This is a genomic window from Hwangdonia sp. (assembly GCF_048381975.1).
GTDB classification, from domain to species: domain Bacteria; phylum Bacteroidota; class Bacteroidia; order Flavobacteriales; family Flavobacteriaceae; genus Hwangdonia; species Hwangdonia seohaensis.
Window position 1 is genome coordinate 154,995 of sequence record NZ_JBLWYT010000002.1, and the last position, 19,894, is coordinate 174,888.

20 protein-coding genes are annotated in these 19,894 nt (G+C 37.4%); 13 read left to right on the forward strand and 7 right to left on the reverse strand.

From position 1 onward, the window contains the following. Positions 1-43 precede the first annotated feature (43 nt). A complete protein-coding gene (locus ACN5J7_RS04485) occupies positions 44-1,915 on the forward strand; it encodes a TonB-dependent receptor plug domain-containing protein (RefSeq protein WP_418602976.1) in 1,872 nt (623 codons plus the stop codon). Between the two features lie 125 nt (positions 1,916-2,040). On the opposite strand, the gene ACN5J7_RS04490 is transcribed toward ACN5J7_RS04485, so the two are convergent. Both ACN5J7_RS04490 and ACN5J7_RS04495 read right to left on the reverse strand, forming a co-directional pair. Beyond that, complete coding sequence (locus ACN5J7_RS04490; protein WP_418602977.1) at positions 2,041-2,754, reverse strand: diphthine--ammonia ligase; 714 nt, start codon at positions 2,752-2,754, stop codon at positions 2,041-2,043. Continuing rightward, positions 2,747-4,246, reverse strand: a complete 1,500-nt coding sequence (locus ACN5J7_RS04495; RefSeq protein ID WP_418602978.1) for a S41 family peptidase — start codon at positions 4,244-4,246, stop codon at positions 2,747-2,749. Before ACN5J7_RS04495 ends, ACN5J7_RS04490 begins: the two co-directional genes overlap by 8 nt. Before the next feature lie 367 nt (positions 4,247-4,613). On the opposite strand from ACN5J7_RS04495, the gene ACN5J7_RS04500 reads away from it, so the two are divergent. The 4 genes from ACN5J7_RS04500 to ACN5J7_RS04515 are packed head-to-tail and all read left to right on the forward strand — an operon-like array spanning position 4,614 to position 6,744. Next, positions 4,614-5,123 (forward strand): RNA polymerase sigma factor, encoded by a 510-nt coding sequence (locus ACN5J7_RS04500; protein WP_311941117.1) that lies wholly within the window; start codon positions 4,614-4,616, stop codon positions 5,121-5,123. Beyond that, positions 5,110-5,586 carry a hypothetical protein gene (locus tag ACN5J7_RS04505; protein WP_418602979.1) on the forward strand — a complete coding sequence of 159 codons (477 nt, stop codon included), beginning with the start codon at positions 5,110-5,112 and terminating at the stop codon, positions 5,584-5,586. Before ACN5J7_RS04500 ends, ACN5J7_RS04505 begins: the two co-directional genes overlap by 14 nt. A 35-nt stretch (positions 5,587-5,621) precedes the next feature. Next, a complete protein-coding gene (locus tag ACN5J7_RS04510) occupies positions 5,622-6,182 on the forward strand; it encodes a DUF4252 domain-containing protein (protein WP_418602981.1) in 561 nt (186 codons plus the stop codon). 19 nt (positions 6,183-6,201) lie between these two features. Beyond that, positions 6,202-6,744, forward strand: a complete 543-nt coding sequence (locus ACN5J7_RS04515) for a DUF4252 domain-containing protein (RefSeq protein ID WP_418602982.1) — start codon at positions 6,202-6,204, stop codon at positions 6,742-6,744. Between the two features lie 276 nt (positions 6,745-7,020). On the opposite strand, the gene purB is transcribed toward ACN5J7_RS04515, so the two are convergent. Together purB and ACN5J7_RS04525 are read right to left on the reverse strand one after the other, a co-directional pair. Next, complete coding sequence (purB, locus tag ACN5J7_RS04520; RefSeq protein ID WP_418602983.1) at positions 7,021-8,364, reverse strand: adenylosuccinate lyase; 1,344 nt, start codon at positions 8,362-8,364, stop codon at positions 7,021-7,023. An 82-nt stretch (positions 8,365-8,446) separates the two neighbouring features. Continuing rightward, positions 8,447-9,010: an adenylosuccinate lyase gene (locus tag ACN5J7_RS04525; protein ID WP_311941136.1), complete on the reverse strand. Its 564-nt coding sequence runs from the start codon at positions 9,008-9,010 to the stop codon at positions 8,447-8,449. Between the two features lie 39 nt (positions 9,011-9,049). Between ACN5J7_RS04525 and ACN5J7_RS04530 the strand changes: the two genes are divergently transcribed. The 5 genes from ACN5J7_RS04530 (at position 9,050) to ACN5J7_RS04550 (ending at position 14,237) form a co-directional block, all read left to right on the forward strand. Continuing rightward, the gene (locus ACN5J7_RS04530) at positions 9,050-9,523 is read left to right on the forward strand and encodes a heme-binding domain-containing protein (RefSeq protein ID WP_418602984.1); all 474 of its coding nucleotides are present in this window, start codon (positions 9,050-9,052) and stop codon (positions 9,521-9,523) included. Positions 9,524-9,603: 80 nt separating this feature from the next. Beyond that, positions 9,604-10,842, forward strand: a complete 1,239-nt coding sequence (locus tag ACN5J7_RS04535) for a glycosyltransferase family 4 protein (protein ID WP_418602985.1) — start codon at positions 9,604-9,606, stop codon at positions 10,840-10,842. A 175-nt stretch (positions 10,843-11,017) separates the two neighbouring features. Then, the gene (locus ACN5J7_RS04540) at positions 11,018-11,389 is read left to right on the forward strand and encodes a hypothetical protein (RefSeq protein ID WP_418602987.1); all 372 of its coding nucleotides are present in this window, start codon (positions 11,018-11,020) and stop codon (positions 11,387-11,389) included. Next, entirely contained in the window at positions 11,389-11,589 is a 201-nt protein-coding gene (locus ACN5J7_RS04545) for a helix-turn-helix transcriptional regulator (RefSeq protein ID WP_418602988.1), read from the forward strand. The genes ACN5J7_RS04540 and ACN5J7_RS04545 overlap by 1 nt, the downstream gene beginning before the upstream one ends. Before the next feature lie 146 nt (positions 11,590-11,735). Then, the gene (locus ACN5J7_RS04550; protein ID WP_418602990.1) at positions 11,736-14,237 is read left to right on the forward strand and encodes a T9SS type B sorting domain-containing protein; all 2,502 of its coding nucleotides are present in this window, start codon (positions 11,736-11,738) and stop codon (positions 14,235-14,237) included. Positions 14,238-14,239: 2 nt separating this feature from the next. Here ACN5J7_RS04550 and ACN5J7_RS04555 read toward each other — a convergent pair whose 3' ends face one another. After that, positions 14,240-14,923 carry an SIR2 family NAD-dependent protein deacylase gene (locus ACN5J7_RS04555; protein WP_418602992.1) on the reverse strand — a complete coding sequence of 228 codons (684 nt, stop codon included), beginning with the start codon at positions 14,921-14,923 and terminating at the stop codon, positions 14,240-14,242. 220 nt (positions 14,924-15,143) lie between these two features. Between ACN5J7_RS04555 and ACN5J7_RS04560 the strand changes: the two genes are divergently transcribed. The 3 genes from ACN5J7_RS04560 to ACN5J7_RS04570 all read left to right on the forward strand — a co-directional run bounded on the left by ACN5J7_RS04560 (position 15,144) and on the right by ACN5J7_RS04570 (position 16,814). Continuing rightward, positions 15,144-15,800 (forward strand): RNA methyltransferase, encoded by a 657-nt coding sequence (locus ACN5J7_RS04560; protein ID WP_311941159.1) that lies wholly within the window; start codon positions 15,144-15,146, stop codon positions 15,798-15,800. Positions 15,801-15,842: 42 nt separating this feature from the next. Beyond that, the gene (locus ACN5J7_RS04565) at positions 15,843-16,370 is read left to right on the forward strand and encodes an SRPBCC family protein (RefSeq protein WP_311941162.1); all 528 of its coding nucleotides are present in this window, start codon (positions 15,843-15,845) and stop codon (positions 16,368-16,370) included. A 69-nt stretch (positions 16,371-16,439) separates the two neighbouring features. Next, complete coding sequence (locus ACN5J7_RS04570; RefSeq protein WP_311941165.1) at positions 16,440-16,814, forward strand: VOC family protein; 375 nt, start codon at positions 16,440-16,442, stop codon at positions 16,812-16,814. 53 nt (positions 16,815-16,867) lie between these two features. Here the strand turns inward: ACN5J7_RS04570 and ACN5J7_RS04575 are convergent, their stop codons facing one another. Both ACN5J7_RS04575 and ACN5J7_RS04580 read right to left on the reverse strand, forming a co-directional pair. Further along, positions 16,868-17,644 (reverse strand): carboxypeptidase-like regulatory domain-containing protein, encoded by a 777-nt coding sequence (locus ACN5J7_RS04575; RefSeq protein WP_418602993.1) that lies wholly within the window; start codon positions 17,642-17,644, stop codon positions 16,868-16,870. 211 nt (positions 17,645-17,855) lie between these two features. Then, positions 17,856-19,685, reverse strand: coding sequence for a DEAD/DEAH box helicase (locus tag ACN5J7_RS04580; RefSeq protein ID WP_418602994.1), 1,830 nt, complete (start codon positions 19,683-19,685; stop codon positions 17,856-17,858). Positions 19,686-19,894 lie beyond the last annotated feature (209 nt).

The window sequence follows — 19,894 nt, forward strand, 5'->3', positions numbered from 1 at the left end:
TTGGTATGAAGAGTCATGCTATTCCGAGTAATTATTCATTAAAATGAAAAAAACAAATGTTTTGGGTGTGCTGTGTTTTGGCGTATCTATGGTTGGTTTTGCACAACAGCAACAAACCGATTCAACAAAAGTAGAACAGCTGAACGAAGTTGTGGTTACCGATTCGCGTTTTAAACTAAAACGTGAAAACTCGGGAAAAACGGTTATTAAAATATCAAAAAAAGAACTTGAAAACCATCAAGGGCGCACCATTTCCGAGTTAATAAATACTAAAAGTGGTATTGAAATTAACGGGAGCCGAAGTGTCGCAGGACAGAATTTGGGTAATTTTATTAGAGGCGGTAACAACAGGCAGGTTTTGGTGCTTATTGACGGTATTCAAGTGAATGACCCTTCGATTGTGGCAAACGATTTTGATTTGCGATTGATGGATTTAAACACCGTTGAATCTATCGAAATTATCAAGGGCGCGGCAAGTACGCTTTACGGCAATGCCGCTGCGACTGCTGTAATTAATATTACCACTAAAAAAGCATCTGCAAAACAAATTTCAGGAAGTTTTTTAACCGTTGTCGGCACCAATCAAACACAAGACGATTTGAACTATAATGGGTCTAGTTTTACCAATAATGTGTCGGTAAACGGTAGCTTAAATAAGTTTACATATTTAGCTAGTTTTGGGAATAGATATGTTGATGGTTTATCGGCTGCAAAATCTGACAATCCCGAAAAAGATCCGTTTTCAAGATTTAATACTAATGTGAAGTTGGGTTACGAAATTAACGATGCTGTCGAGGTTAACGCCTTTGCCAGTTACGATAAGTTTAAAACCGATATCGATGGGTTTCCTGCGCCAACGTACAGTTTTGCAGATACCAACGATAAATATATTTCGGAACAAGCGCGCTTTGGAATTTCTCCAAAGTTTAACTATGAAAACGGAAGCGTTCAAATTAATGCCGCTTTTTCTAAAATAAACAGAGAAACCATTTCTGAATTTGGGTCGACCAACGAAGCCGAAAGTTTTGTGGTTGATGCCTTTAACAAATATGTGTTTAATGAAACTTTTTATACCATAGTTGGTGTGAATTATTCCGATTATAAAAGTGTGTTTGCATCCGAGGAAAGTTACACCAATACCGACCCGTATTTGAATGTGGTTTATGTATCAGACTTTGGATTGAACATAAATGCGGGAACACGTTTTAATAACCACAGCGAATACGGTTCACAGCTGGTTTATAGTTTGAACCCGTCGTATAGTACTCCTGTTAACGGTGGATATGCCAAGGTTTTTGGTTCCTACGCTACTTCGTTTATTGCACCTAATTTATCGCAATTATTCGGTTTTTTTGGAGCCAATCCTGATTTAAAACCCGAGGAAAACATAACGATTGAAGGTGGTTTGGAATTATCAAACAAAAACGGATTTAGGATAAATGGGGTTTACTTTAACAGAAAAGAAGAAAACACCATAATTTATTCAACAGGCTATGAAAATGCCACGGAAGATGCGACGGTTCATGGTTTTGAAGTTGAGGCTGAATTGAAAACGATTAAAAATCTAATGTTTAGCGCGAATTACACATTTACCGAGTTAAAAGATGGCGTGCGTTTGCGTATCCCAAAGCATAAAGCCAATGTGGGTTTGGGTTATAATTTTTGTAAAAACACGTTTGCATCCGTAAATTATCAATTTGTTGGAAACAGAACGGATACAAATTTTTCTACGTTTGCAAATGAAGAATTAGAAGCTTTTTCTTTGATTGATTTATATTTTAGTCAGAAAATCATCAAAAATAAAGTGAAGCTTTTTGCAAGTGTAACCAATTTATTTAACGAAGATTATTTTGAAATTTTAGGATACACTACAAAAGGTAGAAATGTAAATTTAGGATTGCATATTAATTTGTAAAATTTATCTGAGTCATTCTGAACTTGTTTCAGAATCCCACTCTAATGAGAGCCTGAAATAAATTCAGGTTGGCGGAAAATAATATTTTCAGACCTAACAGGTTTTTAAAACCTGTTAGGTCTTTTTTATGGAATCAAATCGCAATACCAAACGCCATATTTGGCATCTTCACTTTTCGAGTCGTCAGTTTTTGGCGCATCATATTCGCGATACACTTTTTCTCCAATTTTAAAAGGAATCGGGTTGTTGAAAATGGGGCCATCAAAACAAAAGGTGTGGAATTCGCCGTTTTCACCACAGGGATCGACCCCTTTTGGTAAATTGTCGATAAAATCTTTGTCTATAATAGTGCCCACAAAATCTTCATCAAAATATTTGGAATGTGCACAAACAACAATGGTTTTAAAACCTAAATCTATAAACTCATTTAAGAGTTTTTTGGTGTCTCGTTTCCAAAGTGGAAATATGGTTTTTATCTTCTGTTTGGCGAGTTGCTTTTCGCGATAGCTTTTTAAGTCTTCAAGAAAAATATCGCCAAAGGCACTGTGTGTAAATCCGGCTTTTTTTAATCGTGTTACGGTTTCCAACATTTTTTGCTCATAAATTTCCATACTTGGCATTTCGGGGAGCTCGATTATACTGGCCGGAATGTTTAGGGCATCGGTTTGCGCTACGAGCAACTCTTTTCGTAACCCGTGCATCGATACCCGATTGTAATGGCTGTTTATTGTGGTAATCAATTCATCGACAGCATAGCGTTTGTCTTCTAATAAATGATATAACGCTAAAGCGGAGTCTTTGCCCGTGCTCCAGTTAAAATAGGTTTTGTGCTTATTCAAACAGTATTCTTTTAATCAATTCGTCCGGAATCTCTTTATCGGTATACATGTCGCTTGAAAGCGGAAGTAAATCTTTACTACTGCCCGTAATATCTATAAGGTTTTCACTTTTAGAAGCTGTGCTAATTGGGAATCTTCCTGAGCCATCAATAATACTAATGGCTCTTGCCAGTAAAGGTTCGTTTTCATCACCTAAAACGCCTAAATTATGAATGCTTTCGCCCAAAACATTATTAGGATTTGGAGATAGTCCGTTAAAATAATCGGTTACACCGTTAACATTTAACGATTTAAAAATAAGCGGTTGCATGGCGTAAGTATGGCTTGGGTTTGCGCCCGAGCGACTAAAGTTTGGGGAATCGTATAAAGTACGGGATGCTTGATATTTTCCTCTTGTGGTCGTGCCAATTTGAACCACATTAATATATGGTGCTAAGCTGTTAATTACCAATTCGCTTGCCGAGGCGCTTGAGTTTGTTGTGAGCACGAAAACTCTTGATAGATTTAAGCTGTTTAAGGCTGCACCTTCATTATTATCTACAAATCTGTTTATTAATAATTCTGGGTCTTCGTTCTCAAAAGCCTGCTGGATTTCGGCATTCCATTGTTCGGTGCTAAAAATTTCGCCCGTAAATTGACCGGTAATCAAGCTGGATAGCAAAATAGCGGTATTTACCGAGCCCCCAGGATTGTATCGTAAATCGAGAACCAATTCGGTTGCATTTGCACTTTTATATGTGCTAAAAATATCGTTTAATTCGGCATTAAATTGCTCGGTTCCCGTAAAGCCATTGTACATTAAGTAAGCCACTTTGGTGCCTACCACATCGAAAACCCTACTGAGCAACACGGGATTTTCGGTGTATTGCGCTTTGGATAGTGCTATGGTTTCTGAGGTGGTGGTTACCGAATCGTCGGTAGTCTCTGGCGTGCCCTTATCGCTATAGGTTCCTAAATTAATCGTGTAGTTTTCTGCACCGGTAAGTGTTCTCCAGTTTTCCGTGGTAAGTTGCGTGTCATTAATGCCATAAAAAATATCGCCCCGTTTAACACCTTGGCTTGAAGCACTTGTGTTGGGTAAAACGTAGCGCACGTAACCGTAAACATCTGTATCGGTTGAAGAAAAACGGAATATACCAAACTCCATACCATTGCTGGTGATGATACCGCTAAAAAGCTGTTCTAAAGCTATGTAATCGTTAACAATCCAACTAAAGCGGTCAACGGTTTGGCGTTGGTGTATGAGGCTTTCAAACAAATCTTCGGGTGCCGAAAATGTGTTGAGATAGTTGGCATAATCGCCATCTGAGGTAAACCTGTCGTTGGCGAGGTCTGGTACATCGTCTTTATAAAGATAAAAAGCATTCATGCCTTTCCAAACAAAGTCGTTTATCTGGCTGGCTGAAATTTGGTTGTCGTCGTTATCTTCAAAACAGCTTACCGTGAAAGATGAAACTATAAATAGTACAATTAGGGCTTTAAAATGTCGCATAGCATTATTTTATATAAGTAGTCTATAAAACCCTAAATTTACTTACATTATTGTTTAATAAAAAATAATCGCTAAAAATTTCGTTGGCTGCTATGGTGTGGCTTTTGTAAATTGGGATGGAACATAGCGTTTTACGGGAACTTAGCAGATGGCCCCGCGTAAGGGATTGCAGTGGAAAGCCCACAGCGAGGTACGAGCGAGGACTTGTAGCGGAAAGCCCGACCCGACGGTCGCTGAGCGGAGTCGAAGCGCAGGGTTACGCCCAAAAAATTTATTTTATTTTATTTGCGATGTAACAAAACAAATAGATGCTCGTCGTAACATTAAACAGCCCTAACTAAGCAGTTTTAACTAAACCAAACCACAGATGACTCAAACAGAGTTTTTAAATATTGTAATGCCTTTTAAGGATAAAGTATTTCGATTGGCGAAACGGTTGCTTATATCGACCGAAGAGGCCGAGGATGCCACGCAAGAGGTTTTGATGAAGTTGTGGAACAATAAAAAGAAGATTGCCGAGTATAAAAACGTGGAGGCTTTTTCGATGACGATGACAAAGAATTTTTGTTTTGACAAGTTGAAATCCAAACAGGCACAGAATTTAAAAATTGTGCACAGTAATTACGAATCGAAAGAGACGGCGTTACAAAAACAGGTTGAATTAAACGACAGCGTGAATTGGGTGGCGAAGATTATTGAGGATTTGCCCGAACAGCAACGGATGATTATTCAGCTGCGAGATATAGAAGAGTACGATTACGATGAGATTGCAAAAATGCTGGATATGAATAATACAGCGGTACGTGTAAACTTATCGAGAGCAAGAAAAACAATACGAGAAAAATTAACTAATACACATAATTATGGTATTAAATAATATAGAAAAATTACTTGAGAAGTACGAGAACGGTGGGACATCGCTAAAGGAAGAGCAAGTGTTGAAAAACTATTTTACCAGCGACACGGTAGCGCCACATTTGGAAATGTACAAACCTATGTTCGACTATTTTTTGGTAAATCAACAAGAACAATTTACTAAGGACGTTCCGCTAAAAACTAAAAAAGTATTTAACTACAAGTGGATTTCTGTTGCTGCCGTAGCTGTTCTTATGTTGGGGTTTTATTTTGGCAAATCGTTCAATGCGAATGAATTAGGCACTTATGACGACCCGCAATTGGCTTTTAACGAATTTTCGAAATCTATGGAAATGATTTCCCAAAGTTTTAATAAAGGCACATCGACCGTTGGGTATTTAAACGAAGTAAACAAAGGTACTTCAACACTCGGATATCTCAACGAAATTGATAACGCAACAAGTATAATCTTTAAGAATAATTAGAATTAATGAAAAGTAATAACTTAAAAACAAGAACAATGAAAAATAAATTAATAGTATTCGTATTGGCCATTATGTTATTGCCAATAACCGGAATGGCACAAAGCAATATTTTTGATAAATATAGCGACAACAACGACGTAACGTATGTAAACATTAAACCAAAAATGTTTCAGATGATTGCTAAAATGGGCATTAATGTTGAAGATGAAGAGGCAAAAGCCTATATGGATATGGTAAAAAGCATCACCAGTTTTAGAACCATTGTAACCGATAACAAAGCCATATCTGCTGATATTGCCAAATGGGTTAAATCGCGCTCTGGTGGTTTGGAAGAATTAATGGAAGTGAAAGACGATGGCACCGAAGTGAAGTTTTATGTAAAGGAAGGAAAAGATGCCGACCACGTAAAAGAGCTTTTGATCTTTGTAAACGGGATTGATAAGGTGATGGACGATAAAATTGAAATTAACGGTAAAGAGCGTAAAATTGAAACCGTTGTGGTATCGATGACCGGTGATATCGATTTGAATGAAATCTCGAAGCTTACCAATAAAATGAATATTCCCGGAGGTAAGCATTTAGAGAAAAAGAACTAATAAATACAACACATCAATCATGCAACGAACAATCAAACATATCGTATTAGTATTCGGTTTAGCAATAGCTTTTGTAAGCTGTAACGATGGTAAAAGTCTGCAAACGTATTTTGTAGACAATCAGGAATCGTCAAATTTTATTACACAAGATATACCCATATCGATGGTTAAAATAGACGATTCTAAATTTACCGAAGAACAAAAAGAAGCCTACAACTCCGTAAAACGCTTAAACTTTTTAGGCTATAAGGTTGAAGGTACAGAAGCCGAAACTTTTAAAGCGGAATTGGCAAAAGTGAAGACTATTTTAAGCGATAAAAAGTACCACGATCTTATGGAATTTAGCGATAAAGGAAATAAAATCGTTGTGAAGTACATTGGAACGGAGGATGAAGCCGATGAGGTTATTATCTTTGGAAGCGCAGATGAATTGGGCTTTGGTATTGTTCGTGTATTGGGCAATAATATGAATCCCGATAAAATGGTAACCTTGGTTAGCGCGATGCAAAACGCAAACGTTGATGAAAACCAGGTTCAAGATATTGTGAACTTCTTTAAGTAAACTTAGGATTCCTGTTAAAGTGGAAAACAAAAAAAAGGGCTGTTGAAAATTTTCAACAGCCTTTTTTTATTTTACAAATGCAAATGCTACTTTCTCTTTTTTGAAATTCGGTTTAGGTAAATAATATTAATAACAATCGCTAAAAAAATGATAGTAAGTACGGTTAAAACAATAAAATTGTCAAGGATTTCCAAAATTCCGGTAACAAAAATACCACCGGCCATCAAGCCACTTAGTATTAATGTTTGTTTATCGTTTAGCATTGTTTTTTAAGTATTAAATTCCTGTGTAATTACTAGGAGTAATACGTTTTAATTCTTCTTTTATTGTGTTTGGGACTTCTAAAGTGTCAATAAAACTTGAAATAGAGTTTTGGTTTATGGCTTCATTGGTTCTGGTTAAACCTTTTAAAGCTTCATAAGGATTTGGATAACCCTCGCGACGCAAAATGGTTTGAATAGCCTCGGCAACCACAGCCCAATTGTTTTCTAAATCTTCTGCAAATTTAGATTCATTCAACAGTAATTTGTCCAATCCTTTTAAAGTCGATTTAAAACCAATTAAGGTATGTCCAAAAGGAACACCAACATTACGCAAAACGGTGCTATCGGTTAAATCGCGCTGCAATCTTGAAATCGGTAATTTAGCCGAAAGATGCTCAAAAACAGCATTGGCAATACCCAAATTACCTTCGGAGTTTTCAAAATCGATAGGGTTAACTTTGTGCGGCATGGCGCTACTACCAACTTCACCTTTTTTGATTTTCTGTTTGAAATAATCCATCGAAACGTAGGTCCAAATATCGCGGTCCAAATCAATTAAAATGGTATTGATGCGTTTTAAAGTGTCAAACAAGGCAGCCATGTGGTCGTAATGCTCGATTTGCGTAGTCGGGAACGAGTGTTGCAAACCTAGTTTTTCTTGTACAAATTGGCTTCCAAAAGCTTTCCAATCGATGTTTGGATAGGCTACATGATGCGCATTAAAATTACCGGTTGCACCGCCAAATTTAGCGGCACTTGGTATATCGTTCAACAAATTAAATTGCTCGTTTAATCGCACCACAAAAACCTCAATTTCTTTGCCTAAACGTGTTGGCGAAGCGGGTTGCCCGTGGGTTCTGGCAAGCATGGGAATGGCAGACCAATCTTTAGACAAACTTTTGAGTTTATCTAAAACGTTATTGTATTCGGGAACGTAAACATCGTTCATCGCTTCCTTGATGCTTAACGGCACTGCGGTGTTATTGATGTCTTGAGAAGTCAATCCAAAATGGATAAATTCTTTATGTTGGGATAATCCTAAGGCGTCAAATTTTTCCTTTATAAAGTATTCAACCGCTTTAACATCGTGGTTGGTTACACTTTCAATGTTTTTAATGGCTTGAGCATCATCAGCGGAAAAATCTTTGTAAATCGCTCTTAAATCTTCAAAAATGGCATTATCAACGCTTTCGAGTTGCGGTAACGGAATTTCGCAAAGTGCGATAAAGTATTCAATTTCAACTAAAACACGGTATTTTATAAGGGCTTCTTCAGAAAAATAAGGTGCTAATTCGTTTACTTTATTTCGATATCTTCCATCAATTGGAGAAATGGCGTTTAGTGGTGATAATAACATGTTTTGTGTGGTTTTTAAGAAGACGCAAAGATAGTCAACAAAGTTAGAAGTACGAAGTGTGAAGTTAGAAGTTTTTCAGAAGTTATTTTTTAATTTTTTTTAAAATATGTTTGGCTCGTGCCTTGAAACCAGAACTCTGCATCTGAAAATCGCGCTCTAAAATAAGCGCCAATTCGGGGTGCACCCAATCATAATCCTTTCCAAATAAAAAAAGGGTATTCATTGAATAGGCTTTTGGGGCAATTTTTTCGTCGTTAATCATATAATCAAAACAGACTTCAATAATACGTTCTTTATGTGTTTTGGTTAAAGCGGTTTGTATGTTGTTCTGGGTTTTCGAATGATAAGCTGTTGCCAAAAACTCACATATTTTAGCCACGGGTCGTACTGCAGAATCCAAATGGACTTTGTGCATGTTTTCGGTAAAGGTATCTAAATACGGTATTATGGCGTCTATGTTTTTTTTGCACATAAACTCGAATACCCAAGCGGCACGGGGCGATGCTTTATCGTTAACCCAAAACATAATCTCCAATAACTTAGGGATTAAATCTTTGTTGTTAATAACCATATTGGCATAATACAAACGTTTTTCGCGCGAATGGTTAACATTGCTTAATTCGTTATAAAGTTCCTGTGTGGTCAAATGAATTTTAGTATTTTTAAAAATCTAAAATTAAGTAAAATGCGAAAAATAAAAAAGATTCTTTGGTTGCTGCTTATTGTATTTGTAATTGCCCAATTTTTTGGGCCTGATAAAAATGAAGGCGATATGGCCTCGATGGATGCGTTTTTGGCGGAGACCAATCCACCTGAAGAAGTAAGGCTTATTTTAAAAGAAAGTTGCAGCGATTGCCATAGTAATGTAACACGATATCCGTGGTACAATAATATAACGCCGGTAAATTATTGGCTTGCAGATCATATTGAACACGGGAAGAAAAAATTCAATATGTCGAATTGGGAAGGGAATTCTACGAAACGAAAAGACCATAAATTTGAAGAACTTATTGAAGTGGTAGAAGCCAAAGACATGCCATTAAATTCTTATACGTGGACGCATACCGAAGCTAAACTTAGCGATGAACAAATAAAAGCAGTAGTAGATTGGGCAAAACGAGTTAGATTAAAATACGGTTTGGAACCTTTGCCACAGTAGGCAGCCATCGGTTTGCAGTAAACAGTCAATTTGAACACAAGAGAACAATCACATAATTTTAATTTAACATTCGTGCTTTCGTGGCAAACAAAAAATTATTAATCATCGGTTTCGTTTGGCCAGAGCCCAAAAGTTCTGCGGCCGGTAGCAGAATGATGCAGTTAATTGCCGTGTTTCAATCGCAAAACTATCACATCACTTTTGCCAGTTCGTGTGCTAAAACAGATAATGCTTTTGATTTAAAAACGATGGGCATCGAGCAGGTTAAGATTGAATTGAATCATTCCAGTTTTGATGATTTTATAAAGGATTTGAATCCGGCTGTTGTGCTGTTTGACCGTTTTATAACCGAAGAGCAATTCGGTTGGCGCGTCGCCGAACAATGCCCGAAGGCTGTAAGAATTCTGGATACCGAAGATTTACATGGATTGCGAAAAGGGCGACAGCAAGCTTTTAAAGATGAAACTGCGTTTGATAATTCTTATTTATTTAACGATACCGCAAAGCGAGAAATAGCCAGTATTTACCGAAGCGATTTGAGCTTGATTATTTCGGAAGCCGAAATGGAATTCCTTGAAAGTCAATTTAAAGTCGATGTGTCTTTATTGATTTATTTACCGTTTATGCTGGATGAAATTTCAAAAGAAAGCCGTGGCAAACTCCCAGATTTTGAAGAGCGACAACATTTTATAACCATTGGAAATTTTTTGCACGAACCCAATTATAATGCCATTTTGTATTTAAGAAAAGCCATTTGGCCGCTTATAAGAAAGCAATTGCCCAAATCGGAATTGCATATTTACGGTGCTTATGCCACCCAAAAAGTAAACCAATTGCACAATGAAAAAGATGGTTTTTTAATCAAAGGTTTCGCCGAAGATGTAAACTTGGCTATGCAGCAATCAAAAATATGTTTAGCGCCCATACGTTTTGGTGCAGGCTTAAAAGGGAAATTGGTTGATGCCATGCAAAACGGTACACCATGTATTATGAGTGGTATAGCGGCAGAAGGCATGTTTGGTAATTTAGAACCAAACGGGTTTATTAAAGATATTCCAGAGGAATTTGCACGTAAAGCGGTTCAATTATATAATGATGCAGCGCTGTGGAAAGCAAAACAGCAAAACGGGTTTGAGATTATTAATAAGCGTTTCAGTAAAATTGAACACCAAAAAAGGTTTATAAATGAAATAGAGGAAATAACTCATCAACTAAAAGAAAAACGACTAAATAATTTCACAGGGCAGATGCTACAGCATCACGCATATCAAAGTACCAAATTCATGGGTAAATGGATTGAGGAGAAAAATAAATACTAAAAAAATTTGTCGAATTCAAAAATGTAAAGTATATTTGTCATTATGGAAAATTAATTTTCCTTTATACAAAGTATGTTTGTCAATTAAATTTAAAAATATGAATGCGAAAAGTTTTATAGATTGTGAAAGAAAACGATTTGATAAACTAATTAATTTTAGGTTGCCTCATAAATTTATGTATGTAGGAATAGCTATAACGGCATTATCAATAATTGGTATGTTTATTCGTGCTTTTGCGATGGAAGGCGATACCGAGCTATTGAAAACAATGTTACAAAAAACAGTTTTAGTTGGGTTATTGCTTATGTCTATTTCAAAAGATAAAATTGAGGACGAGATGACTATCCAGCTTAGGTCTCAATCTTATATGGTTGCTTTCGTTGTAGGTGTTATATACGCTTTGGTAATGCCCTATATAGAATTTGGTGTTTCAAATGCTGTGCATGCTGGAGGCGAGGAGTTTAAAAGTTTAGGCGATTTTCAAGTCTTACTATTTATGCTAATGATACAGTTAATGTTTTATCACAATTTAAAGCGCTTTAGATAATGCAAAATACTATAAAAGTAGAACGAGCCATATTGAATTTAACGCAAGATGAATTAGCGCAAAAAATAGCCGTTTCTCGGCAAACCATTAACTCGATTGAAGCTAATAGATATGTGCCTTCAACGGTATTGGCCTTAAAATTGTCAGAGGTATTTGGTAAACCGGTAAATGATTTTTTTAAACTTTCAGAAGATGATTAGCTTTACATTGTTACTTATAATGTTAATTGTAAATACGATTTTATGATTTTTTTTTAACTGCTGCAATAATCATAAATGTTAATAGTTTTTCTGTGGTTTTAATATTCGCTATTTTTACCTCAAAATAACCAATTGCCATAGTGAAATTGAGTAGAGTTTATAAGCTTTTATTTTTTTTTGTTTTTCTTTTCAATCAAGGTTGGACGCAAACAAACATCCCTCCAGAGCTTGTTGCTATTGGGGATCAAATTTACTGTCCATTAAGTCAAATAAATATTGTAACCGACTTTGACATCATCGACCCCGATGATGTAGAATTAGACATTCTAAAGATTTTAATTTCTGAAGGTTATCTTGAAGGCGAAGATGTGCTAACCTTGGTTGGGTCGCATCCAAATATTGTTGCTACTTGGGATGCTGTAAAAGGCAAACTAACATTAGAAGGTGTTGCAAATGCGCCCATGCTTTATACCGATGTAATTAACGCTGTAAAAAGTGTGGTTTTTAATAGTTTGTCGGTTGCCGTGTCTGGAGAAAAAGTGTTTACTATTACCATTGGACCTGCGGAGTATTTGCCGTTAACCGGACATTATTATGAGTTTGTACCAGATAAAGCAAGTATTTGGACGAATGCAAAGTTTGCAACCGAAGCAAAAAACTACTACGGATTACAAGGTTATTTAGCAACTATACTTTCGCCCGAAGAAGCTCAATTAACAGGGGAATTGGCCTCGGGTTTAGCATGGATAGGCGGTAGTGAAGCCTCCAACATTGGAACTTGGCAATGGGAAACTGGGCCAGAGGCTGGAACGGTTTTTTGGGAAGGTAATCATAATGGGTCGACACCAAATTTTGCCAATTGGATGGCGGGCGAACCAAGAACAAGTCCTTTTTCAGAACATTTTGCGGCCATAACAAAACTGGGAAATTTAGGTGAATGGGATAACATACCCAGGAGCGGAAGCCAAACAGGAGGCCCATTTGAAGTTAAGGGGTATGTTATAGAATACGGGGGCATGCCTAATGATCCACTGGTTAAAATTTTAGGCGAAACAAAAATAGCAGTCCCAAAAATAGACAGTATAGTGGAAGGCGCAAGATGCGGTTCAGGTAGTGTACAATTAGAAGCCATTCCATCGGCAGGTGATATACATTGGTTCACTTCTTTAACGGGGGGACGATTTTTAGGAAGTGGCACGGTGCTAAATACACCAGTAATATCGACTACCACAACCTTTTATGCCTTAGCAGCTCCGGCTGGGTGTTTTGAAGGTATACGAATTCCTGTTGTGGCTACCGTTAACGAGGTTCCATCCGTTCAACCTTTGGTAGTACTAACAAATTGTGATGAAGATGGTGCTTCTGACGGGTTTACGGACTTTAATTTAAATGAGGCTAATTCCTTTATTGTTAACGGTAATACGAGCGATTTTAGCTTTACATATTATCTGTCGTACAATGATGCCGATAATAAAGTTAATGCGATAAATGCGGCGCCTTTTAATAACAATACGGCAAGTACCGTGTACGCTCGTGTTGAAAGTATTCATGGCTGTTACCGTGTTTCAACGGTTAATTTACAGGTTTCCACTTCCTCATTGCCAGCGGGGTATATGCAAGAATTGGAGTTGTGCGATGAAGACCGGATAATCGATGGGATTAAGGTTTTTGATTTATCTCAAGCCTCTGCTGCCTTTATTAATGAGTTTCCTGCAGGACAAAATTTAAGTGTGCGTTATTTCAGAAATGCATACGATGCTCAATTTGGGCAAAACGAAATATTGCCGCAATCTAGGTATATGAACGAAACACCTTTTTCGCAAGTGTTATACGTTCGTATTCAAAGTGATGATAATGGCGCCTGTTTTGGATACGGGCCATATTTAAGGTTAACCGTTCATCCGAGACCGGAATTTGAAGTAGAGCAATCTGAAATTTTCTGTTTAAATAATCAACAGCCCGTTACCTTATTTACGTTTAATGCCAAAGGTAATTATACCTACCAATGGTTGGATAGTAGTAAAAATATAATTAGCAATTTACCTACGGCAACCGTCTCTATGGGCGGCCAATATACCGTTATTGGCACCTCAAACAATGGTTGCGAATCGTTCCCCATAACAATTACGGTAAACGAATCTGCCAGTGCTATAATTACAAATGATGATGTTACTGTTGAAAGCTTATCAAACAATAATACCATTACAATTAACCCCGATAATTTGGGAATTGGTGATTATGAGTTTTCGTTAGATAACAGTTCCGGACCGTACCAAAGTACTCCGGTTTTTACCAATGTATCGGCAGGAAATCATATTGTGTACACGAAAGATATTAATGGTTGTGGCGTTTCTGAATTTGAAGTTTTTATTATGGGATTCCCAAGGTTTTTTACACCCAACGGCGATGGATATAACGACACGTGGAATATTATTGGTTTAAGTACTGAGTTTAGTGGTAATTCGTCGGTATCTATTTATGATCGATACGGGAATTTAATCAAGCAATTAAACCCTTGGGGAGCAGGTTGGGATGGATTGCGAAAGGGGAGGGAACTCATGGCAACTGATTATTGGTTTGTTGCTCAATTAATAGAAAATAGCGGCACTACAAAAATCGTTCGAGGGCATTTTAGTTTAATTAGATGATGTTATTTATTGGCTTTCAACAACCCAACAACCTTCTTCATCCCAATCGTAGCCGTTTCTGCAATAACTGTTAAGTTGTGTTTACTATCAATATTCGGTTTTGGGTCAATAAAATAGGTAGGCGTATGTAGAGGCACATAATGCATTAAACTTGCCGCAGGATATACTTGCATGCTTGTGCCAATAATGATTAAAACATCGGCCGTTTCGCAAATATCAATAGCCTTTGGAATCATGGGGACATCTTCACCAAACCAAACTATATGCGGGCGTAATTGGTGCCCTTTTTTACAACAATCGCCTAAAATCAAATCGGTTTTCCAATCTTGTATGTCCCATTCATCAATAGAACTTCGCACTTTTAATAATTCACCATGTAAATGAATCACATTGGTGCTACCGGCGCGTTCGTGCAAATCATCTACATTTTGGGTGATTATTGAAACTTTAAAATCGGTTTCCAGTTCCGCTAAATTATAATGCGCTGCATTGGGCGAAACTTCACGTAATTGGCGCCGGCGTTGGTTATAAAAATCCAATACCAATTCTGGGTTTGCGGCAAAACCTTCGGGCGTGGCAACTTCCATAACATCGTGCCCTTCCCATAATCCATCGGCATCTCTAAAGGTTTTTATACCACTTTCGGCACTCATGCCTGCTCCTGTAAGTACAACGATGTGTTTCATAAATTATTCTTTTTTGTGATTCCCGCGTGCCATACTGAGTTTATCGAAGTGAAGGCGGGAATCCATTCAAATATACTAACTTTAGCGTTATTGCAAATCACACTTTTGTGTTTTACCAGCACTGAGCGTAGTAGAAGTGTGGCCATCTTTTAAATATAACTTCAAATAAAAAGATTACCACGTCACTTTGTTCCTCGTAATGACATTTGTATTTTTGAATATGACCGATTTAAAACTTTTAGAGCATTTGGAAACCTACTTAACCGAATCGCGTATAGCCCGTTTTGATGCCGTTTTATCGCAGCGCACCAAACATTTTACCGTTGCTACCGAGGATGTGTACCAGTTGCACAACACAAGCGCCGTGATACGCAGTTGCGATGTGTTTGGCATACAAGAAGTAAATATTATTGAAGAACGAAACAGCAAACGCATTGATAGGGAAATTGCCATGGGCGCCCAAAAATGGGTGGATGTCAATCGGTTTCATACCGTAAAAGATTGTTTGAAAGATTTAAAGCAAAAAGGTTATCAAATCGTGGCGACAACACCGCACAAAAACGATGCTTTGCTCAATGAATTCGATGTTACAAAAAAATCGTGTTTTTTCTTTGGAAGGGAAACCGAGGGCTTATCGCAAGAGGTCATTGATGAAGCCGATTGCTTTTTAAAAATCCCCATGGTTGGTTTTACCGAAAGTTTAAATATTTCGGTTTCTGCTGCCATTATTTTACAAGATGTTACCCAAAAGTTAAAACAAACCCAAGTGAATTGGCAATTAACCGAAGAAGAAATGCTTGCCAAACGTTTGGATTGGATTAAAAAATCCATAAAAAGTTACGACGACATTGTGGCGCGTTTTTATAATCCACGATAATTTTCGTAAATTTAAAATCCCTTAACTAAAAAACCAAATAGCATGTATATAGCACTTTACATTGTCGTCGGTCTTATTGCCGTTATTTTTTTACTCGCTTTAATTGCGCCAAAAACGTACGAAGTTAACAGGAGCATCATTATAAACAAACCTGTTTCGGAGGTGTTTCAGTATATAAAACACATCAAAAATCAAAACCATTGGTCGCCTTGGAAAAAGAAAGACCCCAATATGAAACAAGAATTTGTTGGAACTGACGGCGAGGTTGGTTTTATCTCAAAATGGGAAGGCAATAAAGAGGTGGGAACAGGCGAACAGGAAATTATAGGTGTTGAACACAACCAACAACTAACCTCGGAATTGCGATTTTTTAAACCTTGGAAATCGGTTTCAAAAGCATATATTAAAGTTACCGAGATTGAAACCAATCAAACCAATGTAACTTGGGGTTTTACGGGTAATAACCCGATACCGATGAATATTTTTATGCTGTTCTTTAATTTTGAAAAATCCGTTGGAAAAGATTTTGAAGAAGGTTTAGAAAGCTTAAAAGGTATTTTAGAGTCTTAGTTTTCCATGTTTACAGTAGGTAACTGTAACGCGGTCGAAACATTTTAACAATTAAAGCACTTTTTACAAATGAAAAAAAATATGGTAGGTTGGTTTGAGATTCCGGTTTCGGACATGGATAGAGCGAAAGCCTTTTACGAAGCGGTTTTTAAAGTGGACATAGAAGTTCATAATTTTGGCGGAATGTTAATGGGCTGGTTTCCTTTTGTAGAAGGTAAAGAAGGGGCGGCCGGTACGTTAATTAAGCAAGAAACCTATATTCCAAGTCAAGAAGGAACACTGGTTTACTTTATGTGCGATGATGTTAAGAACGAACTCGATAGGGTTGAAGGAGCCGGTGGCAAAATTTACCAACCTAAAACCGAAATTTCTCCAGAACATGGTTTTATGGGTGCTTTTATAGATACCGAAGGTAACCGTGTGGCATTACACTCCAAGGTATAAAAAAAGAGGACACTATTAGCGTCCTCTCTTAAATTTTAGTATTCAAATTAAGTCTACAAACGCTTACTGCGCCCTCGGCTTAATAGTTTGTATTCTTCATAGCACTCGCTAATGGCATCCAATATTTGCAAATCGTTTGCGGTTTGTATAAAACCTTTGGAGTAGTTACATTGACTCACAATTTCATCTAAATCCACACGATCTACTTGCAATAAAACGGTAAGCATTTCCCTGTCAAAACGAGAAGCCAAAAGGTTTCTAATTTCATCATCCTGTTTCATCTTTTTTAGCTTGCGCAATTCGTTGGGTTTTTTCCCAAACATGCGGTATAAAAAATCGGCAGGATTAAAAATAGATCCCAATATTTTGGTTACCGCGGTTGGTCTTCCGGCTTCGTAACCTGTACTTGGCAGCCCAGAAATACTGTATCGGTAATTGTTGTTAATGGCCGGTACTTGTTTAACATCAACCTCTAAATACCCCGTTAATTTTAATTGGCTTACAACCACTTCCTCAAGGGCCAATGCCAATTCTGTAAGCTCTATTTTAGAACTCCCGAATTTTAACCAGTCATTGGTTACCCTAACTTTTATAGATTTAAAACCTAAATAAGAAAAGTGTAATGTATCGTTCGCTTTCGCGGAAATTTTAAACTCACCCTTGCTATTTGTACTGGTACCAATAACCTGATTGAGGTTTACAATGTTTACGCTTTCCAACGGTGTGTCGTCCGCAGAATTAATAACTACACCAATTACTTTATCGGCATCTTGAGCTGTACAAAACGCTGCGACTAATAAAAAAGTAAAAAGGAATATGTAGTTTTTCATCTGCATAAATTTTTATTGTTTTCTAACGGTCAGATGTAATGCGCAATTAAAACTGTTGATTCGTTGCAAAGAACTAATAAGGCTCATTTTCACGGTATTAATTGGGCAACACTGATTTAATTGTAAAAGTACTAAACAAAACGTTAACCATTAGCTAGTACGTTTCATTTTGACTTAAAATTAACAAAAAAGTTTAACTTAATCGCATTAACTAACGCCTAGAACGTCTTGGTCTTGAGGCTGCAAAATCATTGGATTTCGAACCGGAATCTGATCGTCTTGGTTTTGAGTTGCTTTCACTACGGCGTCTTTCACTTCGGTTGCCAGAATCACTCCTTCTGCCTTCGCGCCTCCCGCCGCCACGTTTGTCGTTACGGTTTCTTCCGCCACCGCGTTTGTCGTTGCGCCTTCCGCCGCCACCGCGGTTTTCAGAAACTTCAACATTTACAAAACGACCATCATGTTTGTAATCTGTAAAGAAAGCAAGTACCTTTTCTTTCTGTTCATTCTCGGTATTAAAAAATGAAAAGCTATCTTTTACTTCAACTTTAAAAACATCATCTCTACCAAGTTCTAAAACTTCTTTTAAGAAATCTTTTAGTTTCATCCAATCATAACCATCTTTTCCGCCAACATTAATAAAATAACGGGTAGAGTTTTTGCTTCCACCAAAATCGCGTCCACCTTCGCGTCCGCCATCTCTATCGAATGAGCCTTCAGCAATATTGAGGTTTTTAGATTTATTGTAGTAGTTATAAAAACGCGTAAACTCAACCGAGAAGAATTTTTTAATCAATTCATCCTTATCGGTATCAACAAACAATTCGTTAATACTGCTTAAATGCTTATCGATTTCGTGGTTGATTTCGGTATTATGGATTTTATTGGCGAGCGACATAAGTTGCACTTCGCAAATCTCTGCGCCATCTGGAATTTCCTTTTTCTCAAACTGCTTTTTAATAATACGCTCGATGCCTTTTATTTTACGCACCTCGCTTTTGGAAACAATAACCATGGAAACGCCCGTTTTTCCAGCACGACCAGTTCTACCAGAACGGTGTGTGTAAATTTCAGGTTCGTCAGGTAATTGGTAATTTATAACGTGCGTAATATCGTCAACATCAATTCCACGGGCAGCAACATCAGTTGCCACAAGGGTTTGTATTTGTTTGTTTCTAAACGATTTCATTACCAAATCGCGTTGGTTTTGGCTTAAATCGCCATGCAATGCCCCAGCACTGTAACCATCTTCAATAAGGTTTTCTGCAACTTTTTGAGTATCGCGTTTTGTACGGCAAAATACCACAGAGAATATATCGGGGTTCGCATCCGATAAACGTTTTAGCGCTTGGTATCTATCTCTGGCATTTACCAAATAGTATTCGTGCGAAACCTGGTTTGTACTTTCGTTTTTATTCCCAACAGTGATTTCCTGCGGGCTGTCCATGAATTTTTTAGCAATAGTTGCCACTTCTTTTGGCATTGTTGCCGAAAACAACCAAGTACTTTTATCTACTGGTGTGTGCGATAAAATATCGGTAATATCTTCATAAAAGCCCATGTTCAGCATCTCATCGGCTTCATCTAAAACCGCATATTGAATTTTACTAATATCAACCAAACGTCTTTTAATCATATCCTTCATACGCCCGGGCGTAGCCACAATAATTTGCGCGCCACGTTTTACCTCGCGTGCTTGGTCGGTAATGCTCGATCCGCCATAAATGGCCACCACATTTAGTCCTTTGCAATACTTGCCGTATTGCTTCATTTCGTTGGTAATTTGCAAACAAAGTTCGCGTGTTGGGCTTAAAATTAAACCTTGGGTTGTTCGGCTATCAATATCAATTTTTTCCAACATCGGGAAACCAAACGCTGCCGTTTTACCGGTTCCTGTTTGGGCCAATGCCACTAAATCGGTTTCCGATTCTAATAAAATAGGGATTGCTTTTTCTTGTACTTCACTGGGTTTTGTAAACCCTAAATCGGTAATAGCTTGTAATAGGTCGTCATTAAGACCTAAATCTTGGAATGTGCTCATTCTTGTTTATGTATGCGATTATGTTATGTAGTGTTACATAAAGAAGCGTATCGACATACTTAACCTTAAACCTCTAGTAACACATCCTCACTCTGAGGAGTTTAAACCCATTTTTCTGAGTTTGAAGCGGCAAAGGTACATTATTATTTTTGATTGACGATTTTTTTATTTAGCGAATAATAATTGGCTTTTGGAATTATAATGAACGA

Bases quoted from the DNA above. Each gene is read 5' to 3' on its own strand.
- ACN5J7_RS04485 (WP_418602976.1), top strand. From the start codon at position 44: ATGAAAAAAACAAATGTTTTGGGTGTGCTGTGTTTTGGCGTATCTATG.
- ACN5J7_RS04495 (WP_418602978.1), bottom strand. From the start codon at position 4,246: ATGCGACATTTTAAAGCCCTAATTGTACTATTTATAGTTTCATCTTTC.
- ACN5J7_RS04500 (WP_311941117.1), top strand. From the start codon at position 4,614: ATGACTCAAACAGAGTTTTTAAATATTGTAATGCCTTTTAAGGATAAA.
- ACN5J7_RS04505 (WP_418602979.1), top strand. From the start codon at position 5,110: ATGGTATTAAATAATATAGAAAAATTACTTGAGAAGTACGAGAACGGT.
- ACN5J7_RS04510 (WP_418602981.1), top strand. From the start codon at position 5,622: ATGAAAAATAAATTAATAGTATTCGTATTGGCCATTATGTTATTGCCA.
- ACN5J7_RS04515 (WP_418602982.1), top strand. From the start codon at position 6,202: ATGCAACGAACAATCAAACATATCGTATTAGTATTCGGTTTAGCAATA.
- purB (WP_418602983.1), bottom strand. From the start codon at position 8,364: ATGTTATTATCACCACTAAACGCCATTTCTCCAATTGATGGAAGATAT.
- ACN5J7_RS04530 (WP_418602984.1), top strand. From the start codon at position 9,050: ATGCGAAAAATAAAAAAGATTCTTTGGTTGCTGCTTATTGTATTTGTA.
- ACN5J7_RS04540 (WP_418602987.1), top strand. From the start codon at position 11,018: ATGTATGTAGGAATAGCTATAACGGCATTATCAATAATTGGTATGTTT.
- ACN5J7_RS04545 (WP_418602988.1), top strand. From the start codon at position 11,389: ATGCAAAATACTATAAAAGTAGAACGAGCCATATTGAATTTAACGCAA.
- ACN5J7_RS04555 (WP_418602992.1), bottom strand. From the start codon at position 14,923: ATGAAACACATCGTTGTACTTACAGGAGCAGGCATGAGTGCCGAAAGT.
- ACN5J7_RS04560 (WP_311941159.1), top strand. From the start codon at position 15,144: ATGACCGATTTAAAACTTTTAGAGCATTTGGAAACCTACTTAACCGAA.
- ACN5J7_RS04565 (WP_311941162.1), top strand. From the start codon at position 15,843: ATGTATATAGCACTTTACATTGTCGTCGGTCTTATTGCCGTTATTTTT.
- ACN5J7_RS04570 (WP_311941165.1), top strand. From the start codon at position 16,440: ATGAAAAAAAATATGGTAGGTTGGTTTGAGATTCCGGTTTCGGACATG.
- ACN5J7_RS04575 (WP_418602993.1), bottom strand. From the start codon at position 17,644: ATGAAAAACTACATATTCCTTTTTACTTTTTTATTAGTCGCAGCGTTT.
- ACN5J7_RS04580 (WP_418602994.1), bottom strand. From the start codon at position 19,685: ATGAGCACATTCCAAGATTTAGGTCTTAATGACGACCTATTACAAGCT.